This is a genomic window from Pontibacter amylolyticus (assembly GCF_014638845.1).
Classification (GTDB): Bacteria; Bacteroidota; Bacteroidia; order Cytophagales; family Hymenobacteraceae; genus Pontibacter; species Pontibacter amylolyticus.
Genome location: NZ_BMFP01000007.1, coordinates 234,421 through 256,861 on the forward strand (window position 1 = coordinate 234,421; position 22,441 = coordinate 256,861).

Below are 22,441 nucleotides of genomic sequence, written 5' to 3' on the forward strand. Positions count from 1 at the left end.
TAACAAAGGGCCATGCCATGCTCCGACAGGAAGGTAAGTTTTATCAGGAAGGGCGCACCGGCGCAGATACTGGAGATCGTAAGGCCAAAGCGGAGGTATGGATCAAGCGGATAGAATGGCAGCATTAACAACACAAATAGCGGCGCCAGTATAAAATTGACCACTGACATGCGCAGGCTGAATATTTTGTCTCTGAGACACTTATAATGTCGCTTACCTTCCGGGTTAGGCCGCCATTGAATATCGTCAGGAAGACAAAGACCGGCGATACGATCCCTGAAATTTTGATTAGGATGTCAATAACCCAGTCTGGTTTAATCCCCCAAGTCAGTTGGCTCAACGTTCTTTTCAGGAGCTTTCCCGAGTCCTGACTTAGGGTCTATCCGGTGCTTTGGATCAAAACGGTAAAATTCTTCAAAACCGAGTTTGGCTAATGCGCTTTCGCCATTGGCCTCTATGTATCCCACCGAAAGCGCATAAGCCTCCCATTCTGCCTTTAATTCCTTGTATTTTTCAGGTAATTGCCGGGCCAGATTGTTATCCTCGTCGATGTCCTCTTTCAGATTGAACAAGTGCCACTCATCGCCTTCACCGTAGGGGGGCGGCATGAAGATCAGTTTCCAGACTCCTTTCCGCACGGCTTTGCATTCCGCTATTTCAAACCCCAGCACATCAAACGCATTGCGCACCGGCTGTTTCGTTTCCTCCTGCAAGCATGGTTTGAGCGAAGTGCCGTAGAGTGGCTTCATCTCATTATTTGTGCTCGGGTAGGGCACATTGGCATAATCCAGAATAGTGGGCAGGATATCGGTCACATGCAGCAATTCGTCCGTAACCACGCCACGTTTGTGCATGCGTCTGCCTGAAACGATCAGCGGCGTTTGCGTGCCGCCTTCGTAGGTAGTGAGTTTGAAATAAGACAAAGGCGTATTGGCTACTTCGGCCCAGGCCCCGCCGATGGAAAGAAACGAGTTGATCTTTCCGTAATTTTCCAGGCGGTTATCATATTCCCGCTCAATTGACTCTTCGGTATTAGGCGCATAAAAGTGTGGCTCTTTGGGGTTGGCACCATTGTCGGAGAGAAAGAAGATGATCGTGTCGTCGAATTTGTTCAGTTCTTTCAGCCTGTCAAACAGGCGCCCCAGGTTCCAGTCCAGATTCTCCAGCATGGCAGCATAGATCTCCATTTTGCGTGCCGCCTCCCTGCGTTCTTCGTAGGAGAGTTCATCCCATGTCCCAAATAGGCCGCTGCCTTCGTTTTGAGATACTCCTTCAGGTATAAGCCCCAGCTCCTTCATCCGTTGCAGGCGCTGCTTCCGGATGGCATCATACCCGCCATCATAGACGCCTTGATACTTATCCAGCCAGTCATCCGGCACCTGCAAGGGGTCGTGTGGTGCAGTGAAAGCCAGGTAGGCAAAAAACGGGTTATCATCCTGCTGCTCCGTCACATACTGCATCATCTTATCGGTGTAGAAGTCGGAGGAATAGAAGTCATCGGGCAGGGTTTCGATTGTTCTGCCGTCTTCTGTATACTCTGAGTGCGGCTTCTCGAATTCGCTTAAGGGACGCTGGTCGTTAAAGTGGCTGGCGCCGCCGCCTAAAAAAGAAAACGTTCGCTCAAAGCCGCGATGATGTGGTCGGCGATCTTCCAGCTCTCCTAGGTGCCACTTACCGGCCATGTAGGTATGGTAGCCGGCTTCTTTTAAGATTTCGGGCATGGTCAGGACATCGCTGTTCAGGTACCCTTCGTAACCGGGCTGCATGTATTGGTTGGTGGCATGCGCAGTCGGCATATGGCCCAGTCCGGCATGGTGGTTATCGCAGCCTGACAGCAGCATAGCCCGGGTGGGCGCGCACAGGGCGGAAGTATGAAAATGCCGGAAACAAACGCCATTATCCGCCAACTGCTGAATATGGGGTGTTCTGATTTCGCCGCCAAAAGGCTGGCAATCGGAATAGCCCATGTCGTCTACCACTATAAGCAGGAAATTGGGTTGCCGTTGAGGATTCATGCAGGTATAGAAATAATTGAAGACACTGAAATAGTGCGGAGTATGTGGGAGTTTAAAATCAGTCCGTAAGCCGCAGACTCAACTGGCAAAACTCTACCGATACACGAGGCCTCCATCAATGAGTGGTGCCTGTCCCGTCATGTAGTCTGAGTCCGGGCCAGCCAGGTAGGAAACAAAGGCAGCCACATCTTCCGGTGTTTCGGCGCGGCCCAGGGCGATGCCCTCCACGTATTTCTTGTACGTTTCACCGATGGGTGCCCCGGTGATCTCAGCCATCCGCCTGTCAATCTCCACCCACATATCGGTTCCGACAACACCGGGGCAGTAGGCGTTGACGGTGATCCCGGCACTTGCAAACTCTTTGGCCGCTGCCTGTGTAAGGGCGCGCACCGCGAATTTGGTTGCCGAATAAAGACCCAGCAGGGCAAAACCTTCATGCCCGGCAATGGAGGATGCGCTGCTGATCTTTCCCTTTTGCCCGCGCTGCTTAAATTTCTGGGCGGCGGCCTGTATGCCCCATAACACCCCCTGCACATTTACCCGCATGGTTTTATCAAATTCGTCGGGTGTAATGTCCGCAATGGACTGGATGCTGGCTATACCTGCATTGTTCACCATAATGTCAAAACCGCCCAGCTCCTTTTCAGCATAATCCACAGCGGCAAATACAGTATCCCGGTTCGTTACATCGGCCTTGAAAATAACGGCTTTGCTGCCTGCAGCCTTTACTTCTTCCGCAACAGCCTGCATTTTATCTTCCTTGAGATCTACTATCGCTACCCTGGCACCTTCATTTGCCAGCCTCAAGGCGATGGCGCGACCTATACCCTGCCCTGCACCGGTTACCAGTGCTACTTTATTTTCCAGATTCTTCATACATGCCCCTAGGTTTAATTGAATAATGTGAGTTCGCTATACCCCAACTACTATCTTACTAAATCACAACTCATTATAAGTAACGTTTTATCTATGGAATCGTTGAAGAATAAGTAGTATACCGTTTTTAAATTGTATATATATAATATTTGCCATTACACCGAATTGAATAATATAACCTAACCTACCTCTCCTTATGCATTTATCCCCACGAGAAACTGAAAAGCTGCTGCTGTACATGGTAGGTGAAATAGCAATAAAGCGGAAAGAGCGGGGCATCAAGCTCAACTACCCGGAGGCTATCGCTTTTATCAGTAACCGTTTAATAGAAGCCGCCCGGGAGGGAAAATCGGTGGCCGAACTGATGCAGTATGGCGCCTCTCTGTTAACCAGAGAGGATGTGATGGAGGGCATTCCGGAAATGGTGACAGAAGTGCATGTGGAGGCCACCTTCCCAGACGGTACCAAGCTTATACCCGTGCTGAACCCTATCCGCTAAATCGATAAATTAATAGATATGATACCAGGAGAATACTTTATAGGCGAAGGTGAAATCATGTGCAATGTCGGGCGGCCTGTGGTCTCTATTAAAGTGGTTAACACCGGCGACCGTCCAGTGCAGGTGGGCTCTCATTGTCACTTCTTTGAGATAAACAGGCAAATGCTGTTTAACAGAGGGAGGGCTTTCGGGATGCGCCTCAACGTGGCTGCAGGTACGGCAGTGCGTTTTGAGCCCGGTGAGGAAAAGGAAGTGGAGTTGACGTCTATTGGCGGTGCCCGGCGGGTTTTCGGCATTAACAACCTGGTAGGCGGCGATACAATACTGGAAAGAAGCAAGATGGCCGCCATGAAACGCCTTGAAAACAATAACTTCAAAAACGAAACTATATGAGCCTGCCAATTGATAAAAAAAGATATGCTCAGTTGTTCGGGCCTACCGTAGGGGACAAGGTTCGTTTGGCTGACACAGACCTGATCATCGAAATAGAAAAGGACTTCTGTGTTTACGGTGATGAAAACAAGTTCGGGGGCGGCAAAACCATCCGTGACGGCATGGCGCAATCCTCCACGGCCAGACGCAGTGAAAGTGTGCTGGACCTGGCCATAACGGGGGTCATCATTATCGATCACTGGGGCATCATCAAGGCGGACATCGGCATACGCGACGGTAAAATTGTGCACGTCGGGAAGGCTGGCAACCCCGACACCATAGAAGGGGTGGAACCTGACATGATCATTGGTGCCGCCACTGAAGTACACGATGGCAGCGGCCTGATTGCCACGGCAGGTGGCATCGATACCCACGTACACTTTATCGCGACCGATCAGATAGACCATGCCCTGTTCAGCGGCATTACGACCATGATCGGGGGCGGCGTAGGCACAACAAGTGGGTCCACGGCCAGTTCAGTAACACCCGGTTCATGGAACCTGGAAAAGATGATCAAATCGGTGGAAGCGTTTCCTATGAACTTTGGATTCCTGGGCAAGGGAAGCAGTTCCACCACCGGCCCACTGGTGGAACAGATTGAAGCGGGTGCGCTGGGATTGAAAGTGCACGAAGACTGGGGCGCCACGCCTGCCGTGCTTGACGCCGCCCTGAAAGTAGCCGATAAGTACGATGTGCAGGTTGCCCTCCACGCCGACAGCCTGAATGAAGTCGGTTTCCTGGAGGACACCATCAGCGCGATCAACGGACGGGTAATCCACATGTTCCATACCGAGGGAGCTGGCGGGGGCCATGCGCCCGATATTCTTAAATCGGCTATGTACCCGAATGTGCTGCCAGCCTCCACCAACCCGACCCTGCCCTATACGGTAAACACCATAGACGAGCACCTGGATATGCTCATGGTTTGCCACCATTTGAGCAAGGAAATTCCCGAGGATGTGGCTTTTGCCGACTCACGCATTCGTCCCGAGACAGTTGCCGCGGAAGACGTGCTGCACGACATGGGTGTGCTGAGCATGACAAGTTCAGACTCACAGGCCATGGGCCGGGTGGGGGAAGTCGTGATTCGCACCTGGCAAGTGGCGCACAGCATGAAGCAGCAGCGGGGCCCTTTGGAGGAAGACAAAGGGAATGACAACGATAATTTCAGGGTGAAACGTTACATCGCCAAGTACACTATTAATCCCGCCATCACGCATGGTATAGCAGACTATGTGGGATCATTGGAGTCGGGCAAAATGGCGGACATTGTGCTGTGGAAGCCGGCCATGTTCGGTTTAAAACCCGAGATGATCATCAAAGGGGGTATGGTTGCCGGAGGCCAGATTGGTGACCCGAATGCGACCATCACCACACCACAGCCTGTCTTGTACCGACGCACATTCGGGGCCTTTGGCGGTGCCTTGCCTGATACCTGTGCCACTTTTGTATCCAAACTATCCATTGAGAGGGGCATCATCGAGAAATATGGCCTGAAGAAAATGATCCTGCCCGTATTTGGTTGCCGCAATATTTACAAGAAGCACATGATCCATAACGGTTTAACGCCGGATATTGAAGTGGACCCGGAAACTTTCCAGGTGCGGGTGGACGGAGAACTGGCCTCCTGCGAACCGGCCAGCGTGCTACCCATGGCGCAACGCTATTTTGTATTTTAATTGCGGCACCTGTGAATAATTAAGCAGGCATCAAAAGAAGAGCATGAAAAACCATTACCTGACCAGCCTGCTGCATCTTTCCGACCCCACCCTGCCCATCGGGGGCTTTTCACATTCCAACGGACTCGAAGCATACGTGCAGCAAGGTACAGTCTACGATGCGGTTTCGGCAGACAGCTTTATCAGAAGCATGCTGGCCAACAACATCAAGTACAACGACGCGGCCTTTGTCCGGCTGGCATATGAAGCAGCGTCTCGCCAAGATGTATCCGAATTAATTCAGCTGGACCAGGAATGCACGGCCCTAAAAAGCCCAAAAGAAATCAGGCAGGCAAGTATGAAACTGGGAGTTCGTCTTCTCAAAATTTTTAACCGGCAAACAGATCATCAATTGGTAGAGCATTTCGAGAAAGCGATCCTTGAAAAGGAAGCTGCCGGGCACTACTGCATTACTTTTGGCCTGTATGCTTTTCTGCTGCATGTTCCTGTGAAAGAAGCGTTGCTGGCGTTCTATTATAGCGCGGCTGTAGGGATGGTCACCAATTGTGTCAAGTTGATTCCTTTGGGGCAGTTGGATGGGCAGAATATTCTTTTCCGCCTTCACCCGCTGCTAGAGCAATTGACCGAGGAAACGTTTGATCTGAGAAGGGAGTTGGTGGGTGTCTGCAACATTGGATTCGATATTCACTGTATGCAACACGAGCACCTGTACTCGCGACTCTACATGTCTTAGTGCAGAAAATTGTTTTGAACACAACTTACTACATGATAAGCCAACTGTCGATTGTTGCTGGTTTCAGGGAAAAGAAGTCTTATCTAGTAGACGCCTTTTTCACGCGGCCTTTTCGGGTAGCGAATGTGGGGCAATACAAAACCGATGATGATTTATACCTGATGGTCATGAGTTCCTCGCCGGGTTTGCTGGATAATGACCAATATGCTATTTCTATAAAATTGGAAGCCGGCGCTCGACTGCAGTTGCAGTCGCAGGCCTACCAGCGTCTGTACAGAATGCAGACAGGTGCAATTCAGAACATGAAGATCATGCTGGAACCCGGCTGCGCTTTCAGCTACGTGCCCCATCCCGTGGTGCCGCATCAAAATTCGAAGTTTGAAGGCCATACGACAATCTACCTGCAGGAGGGGTGCGAATTGCTGCTGAGCGAGATCATCACCTGTGGCCGAAAGCACTCCGGCGAAGCGTTCCTGTTTACTTCTTTCCAGAACCTGACTGAGGTTTATTACAAACAGAAGCTTATACTAAAAGACAATGTGCTGCTACAGCCGCGGCAGGTGCCGCCGGGCACCATCGGCCAGTGGGAGGGCTATACCCACCAGGGAACGCTCGTATACCTGAACACCGGTGAGCAGCCTGTGCAGGTATACCTAGAGAAGGTCCAGCAGATAGTAGCAGCAGAAAAAGGCGTCTTCTTCGGACTGTCCCAGGCAGCTATCAATGGGTTTGTGTTGCGCATTCTTGGCCATGGTGGCGAGCAGTTGTTTAATTGCTTTAAGCGTGTGCAGGGAGCAATATGGCAAAATAACTTACTGCCTGAAGCTCCTGTCCCAGCCAAATCCAAAGCGCCACTATTAGTTCAACAGGTATAGCTGTGCAGACTTTATCATACATTTCCATCAATCTTTAGATGGCCGTAACCGGCGGTAAAGCGCACAATTCGTGCTTCTCACAAATATGGAATTGGTTAATAGTGAGCCACTACTACTATAAAAAGGGCGGCACATCAAGGAGAATTCCTTTTGCTGCTATACCTGAGGAGCTGATCATCACAAGACCGAGCATCAAGTTTCGTGTTGTGCCAATCAACTGCACATCACGCCCCACTACCTGACGCTGGTGGTCAAGCGCCTGACGGGCCAGATGGTGGCGGATTTTATTTTCCAGATGATATATAGTGAGGCTAGGCTGCTTTTGCAGCAACCTAAGCTGTCGGTCAAGCAAATAGCGGACAGCCTCAACTTCTCCGACCAATCAGCTTTTGGGAAATTTTTTAAAAGGAAGAGTGGGGTATCGCCGAGGCAGTTCAGAAAGAAAATGGCTATTTTTTAAATGGCCAGACCCCTATTTGTAAATGCACTGATAAGCAGCTAAGCCGGCAGACTATCAAAAATAAACTCCATTGTATAGGGGTGGTATTCAGGCTGGGTGATGCCAGCTACATAAGGCAGGTTGTGCTCCTGGGTATACTTGGCTTTGTAGGCCTCGTCAATGAGCAGGTTCAGATCAGTGTCATTCACCCGCTCTCCTTTTACGTTCAGCACACTTTGTCCATATTGGATCTGCCCGACGCTTTCCTCTACAAAAGCCGTGAACCAGCTTCTGTTACTTTTGGCCCAACTGCGGGCGAAAACCCTCCCCGCCACTTCGACCATCCAGATATTGAGAAAAGTTTCGCGCGCTATTCCGCCTTTCACCCCTACGAGGGTAGAAGAGGCCAGGAAGGCGATAAAATCGGTTGGAAATTGCTGTTGCTTCATCGGATTTATACCTGCCTACTACCGGGCACTTGCCACCTGCACTTGCCTTTGTTCGCTTTTAGGTCGTGCCGGATACATAAAGTTTCGCACGTCCTTCATATAGTTCAGGCTGCCGTTAGTCAAGTTGCTGAGCACAATGATGGAACTGTGGTCGTTGGGGTTACGCAGAAAGTAGGTGTTGAAGCCATGCCACAGACCACCGTGGTAGACCACCGTATCGCCGCTTTCCAGCTGCTTGATGCGCCAGCCGTAGCCATAGGACTCATCTCTTTTATTTACTTTGCCGGTCGGCGAGAAGGCTTCTTCCAGTGTTTCGCGCTTCACCAGCTTTTGGGTATAGAGTGCCTGGTCCCACTTGTACAGGTCCTCTACCGTAGAGTACATGCCCTTGTCACCAAGCACGGTGTCCTGGTAGTCGGGCAGGCGCTTGCGGCGGCCCCCTATGTGGCCCGATGCCACTTTGCCGCTCTGGGCAACTAACTCGTGGTTAAAGGTATAGGTGCTGTGCATTTTGAGCGGCTCGAAAATATGCTCGCGCATAAACTCGGCAAAAGGCTGCCCCGAGGCTTTTTCTACAACGGAGGCCAGCAACGCATACCCTGTATTACTATAGCTGAAGGTACGGTCGGGCTGATAATAGATGTTGGGCTTGTGCACGGCCATCATGCTCAGCACATCGTCGTTGCTCAGGTCCACCTTGCGGTCAGGCCATAATTCATCACTGAAATAGGTATAGTTGGGCAGACCGGAACGGTGTGTGAGCAGTTGCCTGATGGTGATGCCACGGTAAGGGAAATCGGGGATGTATACCTGCAGGCTGTCGTCGTAGCTCAATTTGCCCTGCTCCTTCAGCATCATAACAGCCACGGCCGTGAACTGCTTCGAAACGGAGGCCAGCTGAAATACGGTTTGGGTACTCAGGGTGTCCTTGGTTTTGAAATCGGCATACCCGAAAGCGCCCCGGTAAATGATCTGGTCATATTTGGTGACAAGCACGGTGCCGTTGAAGCCCTTTCTTTTGTGCAATTGCGTGAAAAGGGAATCTACCTGCTTGCCAAGTTTGGTGGCGACGGTGGGTGTGAAGGTTTCGGGGGCCTCTACGTGCAACTCACAGTCCTCCTCCACGATAAGCGCTTCGTTTTGAGAGCAGGCACTGAAAGATAAACACAAAACGCACGCCACAGCGCCCCGGATTAAGAACGATTGAAAGATACTAAAAGCCATACCTGAAATATACCAACAAGGGAAATGAGCTTTAAATATAAAAGAAGAGATCGGTTTTCCCAGCACCCGTGCCTAAAGAAATTTGTATTTCCCCGGCAACAGCCCCATAACATAATCCATAGGCTGAAGTATAAATAACTATACCTGTTGTCAAAATTAAGAAGCCTATGCTGATGCCCGTTTACATACTGCTCTCTTTGCTGCTGTTCACACCTTCGGTGCAGGAAGACGCATACAAAGCGAAGCGTGAGCAAATGGTGGAGCAGCAGCTGAAGCGACGGGGAATAAGTGACAAAGCCGTGCTGAATGCCATGCGCTCCGTCCAGCGCCATCTCTTCGTCCCCCCCTCCATCGCCGCCGAAGCCTATACTGATGGCGCTTTGCCCATCGGGTACAAGCAAACCATCTCCCAGCCTTACATGGTAGCCTACATGACCCAGGTGATCGAGCCCACACCCGCTATGAAAGTACTGGAGATCGGGACCGGATCGGGCTACCAGGCGGCCGTACTGGCCGAGATCGTAAAGCAGGTATACACCATCGAGATCATCCCGGAGCACGGGAAAATGGCCGCAGCGCGACTCAAGCAGCTGGGTTATGACAACGTGGAGGTGAAAATCGGCGATGGCTATGCAGGCTGGGAGGAGCATGCCCCCTTCGATGCGATCGTGGTAACGGCGGGCGCCGAGTCCGTTCCCCCTCCCCTGTTTGAGCAGCTCAGGGAAGGGGGCCGTATGGTCATACCTGTCGGGCCGGTATACATGACCCAAACCCTCAAACTGATCCAAAAGAAACGGGGCAAAGCCGTCACCCGCAACCTAATGCCGGTGGTTTTTGTACCGTTCACCAGGGAGAAACAGAAATAGCGTATACCTATCCCGAAAGTGAATAGCCTGTCCATAGTAAGGACCAGATCACAAAAAGACATACCCATCCCTGGAAAATTGCGTAAGCACTATATAGCAAATTTATATTCCACAATCTCAACCCCGTTCCAATAACCAGCACCTCATGAAAAAAACCTTACTCACCTCCCTTTTGCTATGGCTAAGCATTGGCACTTTGCAAGCACAAGACAGTTTGATTACCGCCCAGCCCGACACCACCTGGCGTCGCAGCTTTGCGGGTGGGATCAACCTCAACCAGGCTGCTTTTAGCGACAACTGGAAAGCGGGCGGCATCAGCTCTATTGCCTTTAACGCCAACGTGGATGCCCGCGCCGATTACAAACTGGGCAAAACCACCTGGGACAATGCCGTGCAGCTGCAGTATGGCATGCTTAAAAACAAGGGTGAGGAACAGCGCAAGAGCATCGACCGCATCTTCCTCGACTCCAAGTACGGCTACGCGATCTCCTCTGACTGGAATACTTTTGTGTCGGCAAACTTTCTGTCGCAGTTTACCAAAGGCTATGAGTATGATGTGGATGCCGACGGCACCGACCGCCTGATCTCGAACTTTCTGTCGCCGGGTTTTCTGACCTTTGCGCTTGGTGCTGAGTATAAGCCCAATCCTTATTTCTCGCTTCGCCTAAGCCCTTTTGCGCCCCGCTTCACGTTTCTGGCAGATGATAATGTAGCAGTGAACGAGCGCTACGGCGTACCGGAAGGCAAAAGCGTGCGCACGGAGTGGCTTGCTGCCATGGTGCAGGCGAGCTACAACCGCGACATTTTCACCAACGTCAACCTGAGACTGAACTACATGTCCTACATCAACTACAAGGAGCTAACCGGCAAACGCATCGACCACCTGTTCAACTCCGTGCTGACTGCCAAGGTTAACCGCTATATCAACGTTAACCTGATGGCCAACTTCATCTATGACTACGACCAGGACAGCGATGTTCAGTACAACCAGTCACTGGGTTTGGGCATCCTCTATACCATGCAGGGCTTTACCGTGAACTAATCCACCAGTCCAATAAACAAGCGAGAGCACCCCGGACCTACCGAAGTGCTCTCGCTTGTTTTAAGGTATACGTAAATGTATTTGAAGTCTTTCCCGGGCCGGACTGGATTAAGAAGAGTGCACCTTTTTAGGTATCTCGCTGCAGGGGCCTTCGTAGCGCACGAATATGTGGATGTACAGGGAACGCGACCACCTGAAAATGACTGGCAAAAGCCCGACCACCACAGCAGCCACTACCCCGATCATCATGGCCATCGTGATCTCTTTTACAAACAGGGACAGGATAAGGAGCGAAATGATGAAGATGGCCACATTAAAGGCAAAGCTCACATACATGGCGCCATAGTAAAAGCCAGGTTCTGGCTCAAACTCCTGTCCGCAGCAGGGGCAATCCCGGTACATGTCGGCAAACTTAGCGGTGTAGAGTCCACTCTTAAACATTTTGCCCTCACGACAGCGCGGGCACCGGTTAAAGAATATGCTGTATAAGGCGGAATTTTTCTGGCTCATGCTGGTTCTTTTCTGATGCTATAACCTACACTTCAAAGGTACGAGATTTAGAAACAAAGAGCACCAGCGGGTCAAATTTCCTGCGCTAGAATTCCACGATAAACCCAAGGGTTGGCACCAGGTTGCCATCGTCGTTTTTGAGGATGACAGGTATAGCATTGCCTCCGTCCAGGCGCAGCGGATTGCCGTCTGTGGTGGCGAAGCCGGTATTGTCCTCGTTGCGCTGGAAGGTATAGCGGTCGAAGCCCGGCGTGTTGCTGCCCAGTACGTTAGCGATGTCCAGAAACAGGTCGAGGGTGATGCGATTGAAATTCCACTTTTTGTCGATGCGCACATCCAGCTGGCTAAACGGTCGCAGACGCTCGGTGTTGAGGCGGGTATAGTCAAGTATACCGACGCCCAGCGAGGCATAGTTGCGCTGCGAGGCCTCCAGGTCGAAAGGCGTAGCAGGAGCCCCGCCCGCGTAGCGGTACTTGGCCCCAAACTCCCAGTTGCGCGGCAGCTTCTTGCCCAGCAAACCGGAGGCCAGGTGGCGGTAGTCCCAGGCACTGGACACGTAGCGGCCGTCGGTGCCGGCAAACTCACTCACCACGTAGGTATAGGAAAGCACCCCGAACACCGTTCCAGTCAGCTTCTTCTGCACATAAAACTCGGCACCATAGGCCCTTCCTTTTCCGGTCGTGCTTACCGCTTCGTTGCCAATCGAGCCAAAATCACCTCCCTGGTTGGCCAGTGAAATGCCGTCGCGCAGCGACACCGGGTAGTTGCTGTAATCCTTGTAGAAGCCCTCCACGGTGAAGCGCAGGTCTTCGCGCGGCAGAAACTCGGTGCCCAGTACATAGTGGATTGACCGGATATAATCAGCAGAGCGGTTGAGGAAATTATTGTTTTCCTGATAGCCCAGCACGGTATAGGTCGGCAGTTTGTAGTAAGTGCCCCACGAGCCGTTGATCGTCCATTTGTCAGTGAGCAGGTATGAGGCCGAGAGGCGTGGCGAAAGCGTTTTCAGCGGGTTGCGACCTTTGTCGGTGAAGGAGTTCATGTCTGTTCGCAGACCAAAAGATAGCCCCAGCCGGTTGTTGAGCACCGAGCGCGACACCTGCCCGAAAGCGCCATACCGGAAGAAGTCGAGATTGGTATCGTAGTTGACCGTTATGGCTGGCTGCACCAGGTTGCCGTTTTCGTCGCGTACCTCGTTGCGGATCAAACTGAAGATGTCGTTGGTGAACTGCACATACTGCCCCGACACGCCATAAGCGTACTTGAAGCCGTTTCGGTACTTGTTCACGTCCAGTCGCAGCTTGTTCTCCGTTTCACGTGAATTCGACTGGAGCGTAGGTTGTGGAGTACCGCCCTCCTGCGCCGCTTCTTCTTTCTCAAGCTCAATATTGAAAGCATTCCGGCTCAGCGCCAGGTTCACATAGCCGTCATTGACGAGCCGCTTCATCGAAACCCCTGTCGTGTAGTTCCATTGGTTATTGGAAGGTATAGAGCGAAGAATATACTCGCTTTCGGGCGTGCTTTTGCGCGGCACTCCGAAGGCAAACTCGTCGATGGCCCCCACCCCGATAAAGGAAAGCGAGGTTTTGTTGTCGATCTTGTGGTCTACTTTATACTGAAAATCCCAATAGTTGGGCCGGATGGGCAGGTCGAGCAGCTTGAACAAAAATTGCAGGTAGCTGCGGCGTGCTGACACCAAGTAAGTGGTTTTAGGGGAAAGCGGACCTTCCAGCGTGGTGGCAAACTCCGAACCGCTCAGGCGCACGTTGCCCGAAAAACGCTCCGGGTTTCCGTAGCGCTGTCTGAACTCAAACACCGAGGCCAGGGCATTGTCGTAACGGGCGTCGAAGGCAGAGGAGCTCACTTTCAGGTCCTCGATAAAGGACACGTTCAGTATACCTGTCGCGCCGCCGGCACTGCCCTGCGTGGTGAAGTGGTTGATGAGCGGAATTTCGATGCCATCGAGGTAATACACGTTTTCGCTCGGCGCGCCGCCCCGTATGATCAGGTCGTTGCGACTGCCCCCACCCGTGCCGCTGGTGGCCACACCCGGCAGCACCTGCACTACTTTCGAGATGTCAAAATTACCGCCCGGGTTGCTGCGGATCTCCTCTGTGCTCAGGCTCTGCACCGACAGGGGTGTCACGATATCGGCGATGGCCGCGCTCTGCCGGCGCCGCGCCACCACTTCCACCTCACCCAACTGACTCGTAGCCGGCACCAGCTCAAAATTGATGATCTGGGCATTTCCCGACGTCACGTTCACGTTAAATTTACTTAGCGCCTGATAGCCAATGTAGGAGCTCTGCAAGGTATAGCTACCCAGCGGAATGTTATCGATCCGGTAGGCCCCATTTTCGTTGGTAACCGTCCCCAGTTGCGCACCCACCACCTGCACCGACACTCCGATCAGGGCTTCTTTGGTATTGGCATCGCGCACGGTACCCGTTATCACACCCGATTGGGCAAAGCTGAGTGCGGGCAGGAGCAGTAAGAAAAAGAATAAGAAGCGCATGGCTGAAAGACTTTATTTATATCGCAGGTATTACACACTTCTACCTGAAATGTTTTGAAAACGCTATATATTTTTAGTGGCTAGATTTTCAAGATGTTACGGCTTAAACTAACTCTTTGAAGTTTAAACAATTAGCGTATCGTCTTTCCGTGAGAAATCACAACTCGGTCACAAACTGCCGTAATCTGTCGGCATTGAGCACGGCGTTGCCCAGGATGGTATTGTTAAAGAAAACCCATACCTCCTTGCCGTCTTCCAGCCAATCCTTTACCATGTAGGCGTAGCGCTCCAGTTTCTCGTCGGAGTAGGACGATGCGTACATTTTCTCGTCGCCATGCAGCCGCAGGTAAGCGGTGTCGGTGGTCGTGACCTCAGTGCCCGGAAAGCGCTTGCCGGCACTGGCGATGACGGTGGTGATGTTGAACTCGCGCATCAAGTCAAAAGACTCATCGGTGAACCACGACACGTGCCGGGCCTCCAGCGCAAAAGGCTGCTCCGGGTAGAGCTCGCGCAAGGTATGATAGAAATCTCCGGCTATACCTTTATCGAAACGGAAACTGCCCGCAATCTGTACCAGCACAGGCCCCAGCCGATCACCCATCAGCTGGTAGCGCGACATGAACTTCTGCAGCGGCTCCTCTATATCCTGGAACTTCCGTTTGTGCGTGATCTCCTGGTTGAGTTTAGGCGCGAACTTGAAATGGGCCGGCGTCTGGGCCAGCCACTTCTCGATGGTTTTGGCCATGGTGAAATGGTAGAAGCTGCTGTTGATCTCCGTGCAGTTGAAGCGGGTGGCATAGTGGCTCAGGAAGTCCGCTGACTTCAGTTCGGGTGGGTAGAGCACTTCCCGCCAGCGGTAGCTCCAGCCGGAAGTGCCTATGTATAGTTTGCTCATATCTATTATCTGCTCCCTATGCACCCAGCGGGAAGTTGAAGACAAAGGCTGTGCCGTCGGGCGTAATGCCATCCAACCGCACCATGCCGCTACGGGAGGCTGCCAGCGATTTGCTGATGTCAGCCAGGCTACTGACCGGGCGGCCATTCACGCGCGCGATCACAGTACCCTCCGGTATACCTGCCGAATCGAAGAAACCGCCGGGCTCCACTTTGGTGACGTATACGCCTTCGTTCAGGCGATACTGCTGCTTCATGCGGTCGGTCAGCGGGGCGAAACTGGCTCCAAGCCTGGCTTCCAATCCTTTGGCGCCGGTTTCGGTTACTGTTTCTTCTTCCTCGCCCTGTAAAGTAACGGTGGCTTTGCGTTTCTTGCCATCCCGCAGCAGGTCCAGCTCTACTTTGTCGCCGGGATAGTAGCGGGCAATGCGCTCAGATAGTTCTGCAGATGTAAGCACGTTATTACCATCTATGCCCTGAATGATGTCACCCTCTTTCAGACCAGCCTTCTCGGCGCCACTGCCGGGCTGCACGCCCATGATGTACACGCCGCTCACCTTACCCGGGTCGATGCCGCGCGAACGCAGCAGCTGGTCTTCCACGGCCGGCACCGGGAAGCTCACACCCAGAAAGCCGCGACGCACCCGTCCGAATTTGCGGATGTCGCCCACTACTTTCTGCATCAGGTTAACAGGTATGGCAAAGCCATAGCCGGCATAGCTGCCCGTTTGGGAGGCAATGGCCGTGTTAATGCCCACCAGTTGGCCGGAAGTGTTCACCAGCGCGCCACCCGAGTTGCCCGGATTGATGGCTGCATCCGTCTGGATAAAAGACTCAATGGCAGTGTTGGCCGCCTGCGCCGGATCGACGTAGCCGCCCTGGCTTGGCCGGTTCAGGATGCCGATGCTCCTGCCCTTGGCACTGACAATACCGGCCGTGACGGTAGAGTTAAGCGTAAGCGGATAGCCCACCGCCAGCACCCACTCCCCTACCTGCACCTTGTCTGAGTCACCCAGCGGCACCACCGGCAGGCCTTCTCCCTCCACTTTCAGCAGAGCCAGGTCCGTGCTGGGGTCTGTACCCATCAGCTTCGCCTGGAAAGAACGGCGGTCAGGCAGCACCGCTATGATACCGGATGCCCCTTCTATCACGTGGTTGTTGGTGACGATGTAGCCGTCTTTTGAAATCAGCACCCCCGAACCCGAGCCACGCACAGGGGCGTACTGTTGCGGCATCCCGAACATCTCGTAAATCGGGTTTCGGCTGGTTTGCCCGGCTTCGTACTCGGTTTTGATGTGCACCACGGCAGGCGTCACGCTGGCCGCAGCCGGCACAAAGTCCGGGTTATCAGCCGAAGACACAGCCGGTAGGGCGGCAGCATTAGTGTTATTGTTGGAGTTTGCGTTCTGCGCCGCATCGCCCTCGAAAAATTTGTATCCCACGATGGCGAGCACGGCAGACAGGATGGCAATTAGAAAGGTGCCGACAGCTTTTCCCATAAATATTGACGTTTTACCATTTGCTTTACCGATTATCATACGACCGGGTTGGCTGAAAGGCAGATTTGAGTTCATAATGTGTTATTTAACAGCTAAGTGAAGGATTGGCCGGGCTATACCTGAAACCGATCCGGCACCCGCACCTGCTATTGTGTACTCTTTAAAAAAGCGCATGGTTTACAACTTAAATCCTGTCGCAGTCCGTAAACAGTGGGTCGGATACGATTAAGCTTATACCTACCTATACCTAGCTGTAAAACTATGCCTAACCTAAACGAAGAATACCCCTCAGCAGACGCGGCCCTGGCCAGTACAAAGGCCACCGCACTGGCTGAAGAAAAGCCGAAATCAGAGCCTAGACCAGCCTTAAGTATGTTCGACGCCATCGCCGTGATTGTGGGTGTCGTAGTGGGCGCGGGCATTTTCAGGACTCCCTCGTTAGTGGCAGCCAATGTGGAAAGCGGCACCGTGTTCCTGACCACCTGGTTGCTGGGCGGTTTGGTTTCGCTGATCGGGGCGCTTTGCTATGCTGAACTTACTACCACCTTTCCGCATGCCGGCGGCGATTATCACTTCCTGACAAGAGCTTTCGGCAAGCGGCTGGCCTTTTTGTTTGCCTGGGCGCGCATGAGCGTGATACAGACGGGTTCCATTGCGCTGCTTTCCTTTATCATAGGCGACTACATGGCTCAGTTCTACAGTTTCGGGGAGTTTTCGTCGGTGCTGTATGCTGCGCTGGTCATTGTCTTGCTCACAGCCATCAACATTGCAGGCGTGAGTTTCGGGACGGGTGTGCAGCGTCTCCTAATCATACTGGAGGTATTGGGTATCCTGATCATTTTAGTGGCGGCCTTTCTGTTCACACCTACGGAAACAGCGGAGGCAGCGGGTAATACAGCATCAGGCAACGCCACCTCTATGGGACTGGCCATGGTGTTTGTGCTGCTCACCTTCGGTGGCTGGAATGAGGCGGCCTACATATCGGCAGAGCTCAAAACCGGACGCCGGGGCATGGCTACCGCCCTGGTCGCCAGCATTGCCGTCATTACCCTGATCTACCTCCTGATTAATCTGGCTTACCTGCATGTACTGGGGCTGGAGGGCATGGCTTCCTCCAACGCAATTGCCGCCGATCTGGCGCAGGTAACAATCGGGAGCGCTGGCATGATCCTGATCGGCATCATTGTGGTGCTTGCCGCCCTCACCTCGGTCAACGCCACCATCCTGACCGGGGCCCGCACCAATTACGCGCTGGGCCGCGACTTCTCAATTTTCAGTTACCTGGGCCAGTGGAACACCAAAGCCTCCTCACCGGTGAATGCCTATGTCGTGCAGGGGCTTGTGTCGCTGGCGCTGGTCGGACTGGCGCTTTTCACCCGCACCGGTTTTGAGACGATGGTGGAGTATACTGCCCCGGTTTTCTGGTTCTTCCTGCTGCTGGTAGGTATAGCCCTGTTTGTGCTGCGCCACAAGGAGCCGGACCGCCCGAGGCCGTTTAAAGTGCCGCTATACCCGATCACCCCACTAATATTCTGCTTCACAAGCGCTTATCTGTTTTACTCCAGCCTGATGTACACCGGAATGGGAGCATTGGTAGGTATAGGCGTTTTGGCCGTTGGGGTGTTGGTGCTGCTGGCTATACCTCGTATCCAGAAACAGAAAGAACCGGTAGTATGAAGACTCCTTGGCTTAAATGAATCCTAATAAAATCTACATAAAATGCCACAATCAAGAACTACTCCTACCGCCTGCACGTAAATACAGCCTATGCGCTTCAAGCCAATCAAAACCGCTCGCCTTATACCTGATAATTTTCTTAAATGAATTACTAACTTAATGAAAACAAGATGAGATCAATCAGACATTCGATTTGCACGCTCGTGCTGACACTTTTCGCCGCGGCAGCCTTCGCCCAGACTACGACCACGGCCCCCAAGCTGGACGTGCCTTATGTGCCGACCCCGCAGAAGGTGGTGGACGCCATGTTGAAACTGGCGAAGGTGTCAAAGGATGATGTGGTATATGACCTGGGCTGCGGCGACGGCCGTATTGTGATCACGGCTGCGAAAGAGCACGGTGCCACGGGCACAGGCTTTGACATAAACCCGGAACGCATTAAAGAAGCCAACGATAATGCACGGGAGGCAGGCGTCACCAACAAGGTGAAATTTGTAGAGCAGGACCTGTTTAAGGTGGATTACAGACCAGCCTCCGTGGTGACGCTATACTTGTTGCCGAACGTGAACATGAAGCTGCGTCCGGTACTGCTCGAGCAGCTCAAGCCGGGCACCCGCATCGTATCCCACGCCTTCGACATGGGCGACTGGGAGCCGGAAGAGACACAGGTGATCGACGGCTCTACTATCTACCTGTGGACGGTGCCTGAAAGCAAAAAGATTGGCAAAGGCCGCTAAGCACAGCTATACATGCAGGAAAGCCCCGTCCATACTTCTATGGACGGGGCTTTGTTTTGCATGGTCAGCTGACTGCTAAAATAGCGATCGGACAGCCGATTTGATAATAAAATTCCTATATTTACCGCTGACACTAAACCAACTCTCTGAAATGTATACAGGAATACAGCATTTGCACTCTTTTATGACCTATCTGGTACTGCTAGGTCTTATCGTTAGCATTGTTTTCGCCTTTATGGGTATGTCTGGCAACAAGCCGTTTACAGACAAAGACAGAAAAAGAGGCCTTCTGGGACTTATTCCTGCGCACTTGCAGTGGGTGATCGGTGTGATCCTTTACTTCGTATCCCCTCTGGGAATCAACAATGCGACAGAAGGCTTCATGAAGGACTCTACTTCCCGGCTGTACATACTGGAGCACCCCTTGACCATGATCATTGCCGTGGTACTGATCACAGTGGGGTATGCACGTTCCAAGCGTCTGCAGGACGACAAGAAGCGTTTCAGCAGCATCGCCATCTTCTACACCATCGCCTTGATCCTGATCCTGGTTCGCATTCCGTGGAATGCATGGCCGACTAACTAAGTCGTCAACGGTATAGCCCCATCGGGCAGCGCCTCCCCTTTCAGGTATAGCCCTGAAGCGGGAGGCGCTTTTTTTAGAGAGCAATCAAATTGTCATGATGAATACAACACCTTCCCCCAAAAACATACCTGCCGCTATTCAGGAGATAGGCAAGCAACTGTACAACAGCCACTGCAAATACAAGGAACCCGCCCTGCGGCACCGCCGCTTCCGGCACCGCGATATTGTGCCGCTCGTGGAGCAGCTGCAGGAGCAGGCTATGTTTGACGTGCAGGTGGCCGGCCACTCGGTACAGGGCCGTTCGATTTACCTGATCAAGGCAGGTACCGGCAAAACCAAGGTGCTGCTGTGGTCGCAGATGCATGGCGACGAGCCTACCGCCACCATGGCGCTCTTCGATCTGTTGCACTTTTTCAGCCAGTCCGACGAGCTGGATCCGGTTCGCAAGCACATTCTCGAGCACCTGACGCTTTACATGGTGCCGATGCTCAACCCGGACGGCGCCGAAATGTATACCCGCCGCAACGCACTGGGTATAGACATGAACCGTGATGCCCTGCGCCTGCAGAGCCCGGAATCAGTTTTGCTGAAACAGTTGCGTGACCAATTGGAGCCAACCTTTGGTTTTAACCTGCACGACCAGAGCCGCTACTATACCGCCGGCTATACCGCACGCCCGGCTACAATCTCTTTTTTGGCCCCGGCCTACGATTATGACCGCAACATCAACGTAGTGCGCGAGCGGGCCATGCGTAACATAGCCGGTATGGACCATGTGCTGCAGCAGTTTATACCTGGGCAGGTGGCCAAGTTCAATGACGAGCACGAGCCACGGGCTTTTGGGGACAACATCCAGAAATGGGGCACCAGCGTGATTTTGGTGGAGTCTGGTGGGCAGCACGGCGACCCGGAGAAACAGCACATCCGCCAGCTAAACTTCACGGCCATCCTCTCGGGACTATACCTGATCGCTGAGGAGGCCTATAAAGCATTCGGGTTGGAAGGGTACCACTGTATACCTGAGAACCAGCGGCACCTCTATGACCTCGTGCTACGCCACGTCCGCTATACCGAAAACAACCGCGATACCATACTGGACATCGGCATAAACCGCCTGGAAGTGGACGCTCCCAATCACCTCGGCTTTTATCATAGCAGTGCGGTTGAGGAGATCGGCGATATGAGTGTGTTCCATGGCTACGAAGAACTTGATGCGACTGGCCTTACCCTCGTGCCGGGCAAGGTATACGAACAGCCTGTTGAAAGTCTGGATGACTTGACGGAGGAACTCAGCAGCGAACTGCTCAGAAAAGGTTATACTACCATCCGGGTTCGTCACCTGCCCGGCGTGCTGCCCGACCCGACCTCGCTCCCGCTCAACGTGGCTGGTATAGCCAGCAGCATCAATCACCAGCTTGCACTCGAGGAGCCAGCCAACTTTATCCTGAAAGCTGAAGACGGTCAGGCAAGGTATGTCATTCTGAACGGTTTCCTGTACGACCTGCAAGGCAATCGGCCCAATCCATACCATGGCCTGCTACACTAAACCTGCGTTCGAATAAATTTGTCAGACAAACCCTGCCCGGAATTGGAATCAGTTTGTAACTTACAGACTGATTCCTGACCAACCTTTTGCTTCATGGTATTAAATTATCTGTGGGCGGCCTTCTTCTTGATCGCCTTTGCTATTGCTTTGTTCCAGCTCATCGTGTTTCGCGATGTAGAGATCTTCCAGAAACTCGTCACCAGCACCTTCGACAACGCCAAGCTCGGCTTTGAGATCTCACTCGGCCTCACTGGTGTGATGACACTATGGCTGGGACTGATGAAAGTCGGAGAGCGCGGCGGCATCATTGCCATTTTCTCCCGGTTGGTGGCGCCTTTCTTCAACCGCCTCTTCCCGGAGATCCCGAAAAACCACCCTGTGTTTGGCTCCATCCTGATGAACTTTTCGGCTAACATGCTGGGGCTCGACAATGCCGCCACACCGCTGGGCCTGAAGGCGATGAAGGAAATGCAGGAGCTCAACCCGATCAAAGACCGCGCTTCTAACCCCCAGATCATGTTCCTGGTGCTCAATACCTCCGGCCTCACCATTATACCGATCAGCATTATGGTGTTCCGGGCGCAACTTGGGGCCGCCGATCCTTCTGATATTTTTATACCTATCCTGCTGGCCACTTTTTTCTCCACTACGGTGGGTTTGATTGCTGTGGCGCTGTACCAGCGTATCAACCTGTTCAACCCCGTCATACTGGCTTACATCGGCACCCTGTTGCTACTAATCGTGGGGCTTATCTACTATTTCAGCACGATCTCGCAGGAACAGGTAAGTGTCATCTCACAGGTGGCGAGTAATGTCATCCTGTTCTCGATCATCATTTCGTTTGTGGGGCTGGCGCTTATCCGGAAAGTGAATGTGTACGAAGCTTTTATTGAGGGTGCCAAAGAGGGCTTCTCGGTAGCGATCACGATCATACCTTATCTGGTGGCCATTCTGGTGGCAATCGGCGTGTTCCGCACCTCGGGTGCTCTGGACATGATCGTGGACGGTATAGGCTACCTGATTGCCCTGACGGGTGTGAATACAGACTTTGTGCCTGCCCTGCCGGTTGCTTTCATGAAACCCCTGAGCGGTAGCGGTGCCCGTGGCCTGATGGTGGAAGCCATGACGACCTATGGCGTGGATTCATTTGTAGGGCGCATGGCTTCGGTATTCCAGGGCTCAACCGAAACGACTTTTTATGTGCTGGCGGTATACTTTGGCTCTGTTGGCATCAAGCGCTCCCGCTATGCCCTTACCTGTGGCTTGCTGGCAGATTTGGCCGGCGCTATTGCTGCCATCTTCATCGCTTACCTGTTCTTCCACTAGAACCTGCCTATACCTATAAAAA

The 22,441-nt window shown here is 52.8% G+C and carries 21 protein-coding genes; 13 read left to right on the top strand and 8 right to left on the bottom strand.

What is annotated here, in order from left to right; all coding sequences use genetic code 11:
• Positions 1-314 precede the first annotated feature (314 nt).
• Complete coding sequence (locus IEV97_RS17405) at positions 315-2,015, bottom strand: arylsulfatase (RefSeq protein ID WP_188502757.1); 1,701 nt, start codon at positions 2,013-2,015, stop codon at positions 315-317.
• A 93-nt stretch (positions 2,016-2,108) separates the two neighbouring features.
• Positions 2,109-2,891 carry an acetoin reductase gene (locus IEV97_RS17410; RefSeq protein ID WP_188502758.1) on the bottom strand — a complete coding sequence of 261 codons (783 nt, stop codon included), beginning with the start codon at positions 2,889-2,891 and terminating at the stop codon, positions 2,109-2,111.
• A 196-nt stretch (positions 2,892-3,087) separates the two neighbouring features.
• Between IEV97_RS17410 and ureA the strand changes: the two genes are divergently transcribed.
• The 6 genes from ureA to IEV97_RS20270 all read left to right on the top strand — a co-directional run bounded on the left by ureA (position 3,088) and on the right by IEV97_RS20270 (position 7,569).
• Positions 3,088-3,390 carry an urease subunit gamma gene (gene ureA / locus IEV97_RS17415; RefSeq protein ID WP_188502759.1) on the top strand — a complete coding sequence of 101 codons (303 nt, stop codon included), beginning with the start codon at positions 3,088-3,090 and terminating at the stop codon, positions 3,388-3,390.
• An 18-nt stretch (positions 3,391-3,408) separates the two neighbouring features.
• Entirely contained in the window at positions 3,409-3,783 is a 375-nt protein-coding gene (gene ureB / locus IEV97_RS17420; protein WP_188502760.1) for an urease subunit beta, read from the top strand.
• On the top strand, positions 3,780-5,501 hold the full coding sequence (gene ureC, locus IEV97_RS17425) for an urease subunit alpha (RefSeq protein ID WP_188502761.1): 1,722 nt from the start codon (positions 3,780-3,782) through the stop codon (positions 5,499-5,501). The genes ureB and ureC overlap by 4 nt, the downstream gene beginning before the upstream one ends.
• A gap of 43 nt (positions 5,502-5,544) precedes the next feature.
• The gene (locus tag IEV97_RS17430) at positions 5,545-6,234 is read left to right on the top strand and encodes an urease accessory protein UreF (protein ID WP_188502762.1); all 690 of its coding nucleotides are present in this window, start codon (positions 5,545-5,547) and stop codon (positions 6,232-6,234) included.
• A 32-nt stretch (positions 6,235-6,266) separates the two neighbouring features.
• Complete coding sequence (locus tag IEV97_RS17435; RefSeq protein ID WP_188502763.1) at positions 6,267-7,109, top strand: urease accessory protein UreD; 843 nt, start codon at positions 6,267-6,269, stop codon at positions 7,107-7,109.
• Positions 7,110-7,356: 247 nt separating this feature from the next.
• Positions 7,357-7,569 carry a helix-turn-helix domain-containing protein gene (locus tag IEV97_RS20270; protein ID WP_373283838.1) on the top strand — a complete coding sequence of 71 codons (213 nt, stop codon included), beginning with the start codon at positions 7,357-7,359 and terminating at the stop codon, positions 7,567-7,569.
• Between the two features lie 38 nt (positions 7,570-7,607).
• Here the strand turns inward: IEV97_RS20270 and IEV97_RS17445 are convergent, their stop codons facing one another.
• The gene (locus IEV97_RS17445; protein WP_188502764.1) at positions 7,608-7,997 is read right to left on the bottom strand and encodes a DUF2255 family protein; all 390 of its coding nucleotides are present in this window, start codon (positions 7,995-7,997) and stop codon (positions 7,608-7,610) included.
• An 18-nt stretch (positions 7,998-8,015) separates the two neighbouring features.
• Positions 8,016-9,167, bottom strand: coding sequence for a serine hydrolase domain-containing protein (locus IEV97_RS17450; protein ID WP_229734017.1), 1,152 nt, complete (start codon positions 9,165-9,167; stop codon positions 8,016-8,018).
• Positions 9,168-9,388: 221 nt separating this feature from the next.
• Between IEV97_RS17450 and IEV97_RS17455 the strand changes: the two genes are divergently transcribed.
• The gene (locus tag IEV97_RS17455) at positions 9,389-10,087 is read left to right on the top strand and encodes a protein-L-isoaspartate(D-aspartate) O-methyltransferase (RefSeq protein ID WP_188502765.1); all 699 of its coding nucleotides are present in this window, start codon (positions 9,389-9,391) and stop codon (positions 10,085-10,087) included.
• A 145-nt stretch (positions 10,088-10,232) separates the two neighbouring features.
• The gene (locus IEV97_RS17460) at positions 10,233-11,129 is read left to right on the top strand and encodes a DUF3078 domain-containing protein (RefSeq protein ID WP_188502766.1); all 897 of its coding nucleotides are present in this window, start codon (positions 10,233-10,235) and stop codon (positions 11,127-11,129) included.
• A gap of 108 nt (positions 11,130-11,237) precedes the next feature.
• Here the strand turns inward: IEV97_RS17460 and IEV97_RS17465 are convergent, their stop codons facing one another.
• The 4 genes from IEV97_RS17465 to IEV97_RS17480 all read right to left on the bottom strand — a co-directional run bounded on the left by IEV97_RS17465 (position 11,238) and on the right by IEV97_RS17480 (position 16,547).
• Complete coding sequence (locus tag IEV97_RS17465) at positions 11,238-11,570, bottom strand: DUF983 domain-containing protein (RefSeq protein WP_229734018.1); 333 nt, start codon at positions 11,568-11,570, stop codon at positions 11,238-11,240.
• Positions 11,571-11,724: 154 nt separating this feature from the next.
• Positions 11,725-14,154: a TonB-dependent receptor gene (locus IEV97_RS17470; RefSeq protein WP_188502768.1), complete on the bottom strand. Its 2,430-nt coding sequence runs from the start codon at positions 14,152-14,154 to the stop codon at positions 11,725-11,727.
• A 157-nt stretch (positions 14,155-14,311) separates the two neighbouring features.
• Entirely contained in the window at positions 14,312-15,049 is a 738-nt protein-coding gene (locus tag IEV97_RS17475) for a DUF72 domain-containing protein (protein ID WP_188502769.1), read from the bottom strand.
• Positions 15,050-15,065: 16 nt separating this feature from the next.
• Positions 15,066-16,547 carry a trypsin-like peptidase domain-containing protein gene (locus IEV97_RS17480; protein WP_188502770.1) on the bottom strand — a complete coding sequence of 494 codons (1,482 nt, stop codon included), beginning with the start codon at positions 16,545-16,547 and terminating at the stop codon, positions 15,066-15,068.
• A gap of 261 nt (positions 16,548-16,808) precedes the next feature.
• On the opposite strand from IEV97_RS17480, the gene IEV97_RS17485 reads away from it, so the two are divergent.
• From IEV97_RS17485 to IEV97_RS17505, 5 genes are all read left to right on the top strand, one after another.
• Positions 16,809-18,224 carry an APC family permease gene (locus IEV97_RS17485; protein ID WP_188502771.1) on the top strand — a complete coding sequence of 472 codons (1,416 nt, stop codon included), beginning with the start codon at positions 16,809-16,811 and terminating at the stop codon, positions 18,222-18,224.
• A gap of 170 nt (positions 18,225-18,394) precedes the next feature.
• Complete coding sequence (locus IEV97_RS17490) at positions 18,395-18,961, top strand: SAM-dependent methyltransferase (RefSeq protein ID WP_188502772.1); 567 nt, start codon at positions 18,395-18,397, stop codon at positions 18,959-18,961.
• A 151-nt stretch (positions 18,962-19,112) separates the two neighbouring features.
• Positions 19,113-19,547: a hypothetical protein gene (locus IEV97_RS17495; RefSeq protein ID WP_229734019.1), complete on the top strand. Its 435-nt coding sequence runs from the start codon at positions 19,113-19,115 to the stop codon at positions 19,545-19,547.
• 94 nt (positions 19,548-19,641) lie between these two features.
• Positions 19,642-21,093, top strand: a complete 1,452-nt coding sequence (locus IEV97_RS17500) for a M14 family metallopeptidase (protein WP_229734020.1) — start codon at positions 19,642-19,644, stop codon at positions 21,091-21,093.
• Positions 21,094-21,186: 93 nt separating this feature from the next.
• Positions 21,187-22,419: a spore maturation protein gene (locus tag IEV97_RS17505; RefSeq protein ID WP_188502773.1), complete on the top strand. Its 1,233-nt coding sequence runs from the start codon at positions 21,187-21,189 to the stop codon at positions 22,417-22,419.
• Positions 22,420-22,441: the final 22 nt, after the last annotated feature.

What these genes read in the sequence shown, in the direction of transcription:
- IEV97_RS17405 (WP_188502757.1), bottom strand. Translation starts at nt 2,015, where the DNA reads ATGAATCCTCAACGGCAACCCAATTTCCTGCTTATAGTGGTAGACGAC.
- IEV97_RS17410 (WP_188502758.1), bottom strand. Translation starts at nt 2,891, where the DNA reads ATGAAGAATCTGGAAAATAAAGTAGCACTGGTAACCGGTGCAGGGCAG.
- ureA (WP_188502759.1), top strand. Translation starts at nt 3,088, where the DNA reads ATGCATTTATCCCCACGAGAAACTGAAAAGCTGCTGCTGTACATGGTA.
- ureB (WP_188502760.1), top strand. Translation starts at nt 3,409, where the DNA reads ATGATACCAGGAGAATACTTTATAGGCGAAGGTGAAATCATGTGCAAT.
- ureC (WP_188502761.1), top strand. Translation starts at nt 3,780, where the DNA reads ATGAGCCTGCCAATTGATAAAAAAAGATATGCTCAGTTGTTCGGGCCT.
- IEV97_RS17430 (WP_188502762.1), top strand. Translation starts at nt 5,545, where the DNA reads ATGAAAAACCATTACCTGACCAGCCTGCTGCATCTTTCCGACCCCACC.
- IEV97_RS17435 (WP_188502763.1), top strand. Translation starts at nt 6,267, where the DNA reads ATGATAAGCCAACTGTCGATTGTTGCTGGTTTCAGGGAAAAGAAGTCT.
- IEV97_RS17445 (WP_188502764.1), bottom strand. Translation starts at nt 7,997, where the DNA reads ATGAAGCAACAGCAATTTCCAACCGATTTTATCGCCTTCCTGGCCTCT.
- IEV97_RS17455 (WP_188502765.1), top strand. Translation starts at nt 9,389, where the DNA reads ATGCTGATGCCCGTTTACATACTGCTCTCTTTGCTGCTGTTCACACCT.
- IEV97_RS17460 (WP_188502766.1), top strand. Translation starts at nt 10,233, where the DNA reads ATGAAAAAAACCTTACTCACCTCCCTTTTGCTATGGCTAAGCATTGGC.
- IEV97_RS17465 (WP_229734018.1), bottom strand. Translation starts at nt 11,570, where the DNA reads ATGTTTAAGAGTGGACTCTACACCGCTAAGTTTGCCGACATGTACCGG.
- IEV97_RS17470 (WP_188502768.1), bottom strand. Translation starts at nt 14,154, where the DNA reads ATGCGCTTCTTATTCTTTTTCTTACTGCTCCTGCCCGCACTCAGCTTT.
- IEV97_RS17475 (WP_188502769.1), bottom strand. Translation starts at nt 15,049, where the DNA reads ATGAGCAAACTATACATAGGCACTTCCGGCTGGAGCTACCGCTGGCGG.
- IEV97_RS17480 (WP_188502770.1), bottom strand. Translation starts at nt 16,547, where the DNA reads ATGGGAAAAGCTGTCGGCACCTTTCTAATTGCCATCCTGTCTGCCGTG.
- IEV97_RS17485 (WP_188502771.1), top strand. Translation starts at nt 16,809, where the DNA reads ATGCCTAACCTAAACGAAGAATACCCCTCAGCAGACGCGGCCCTGGCC.
- IEV97_RS17490 (WP_188502772.1), top strand. Translation starts at nt 18,395, where the DNA reads ATGAGATCAATCAGACATTCGATTTGCACGCTCGTGCTGACACTTTTC.
- IEV97_RS17495 (WP_229734019.1), top strand. Translation starts at nt 19,113, where the DNA reads ATGTATACAGGAATACAGCATTTGCACTCTTTTATGACCTATCTGGTA.
- IEV97_RS17500 (WP_229734020.1), top strand. Translation starts at nt 19,642, where the DNA reads ATGATGAATACAACACCTTCCCCCAAAAACATACCTGCCGCTATTCAG.
- IEV97_RS17505 (WP_188502773.1), top strand. Translation starts at nt 21,187, where the DNA reads ATGGTATTAAATTATCTGTGGGCGGCCTTCTTCTTGATCGCCTTTGCT.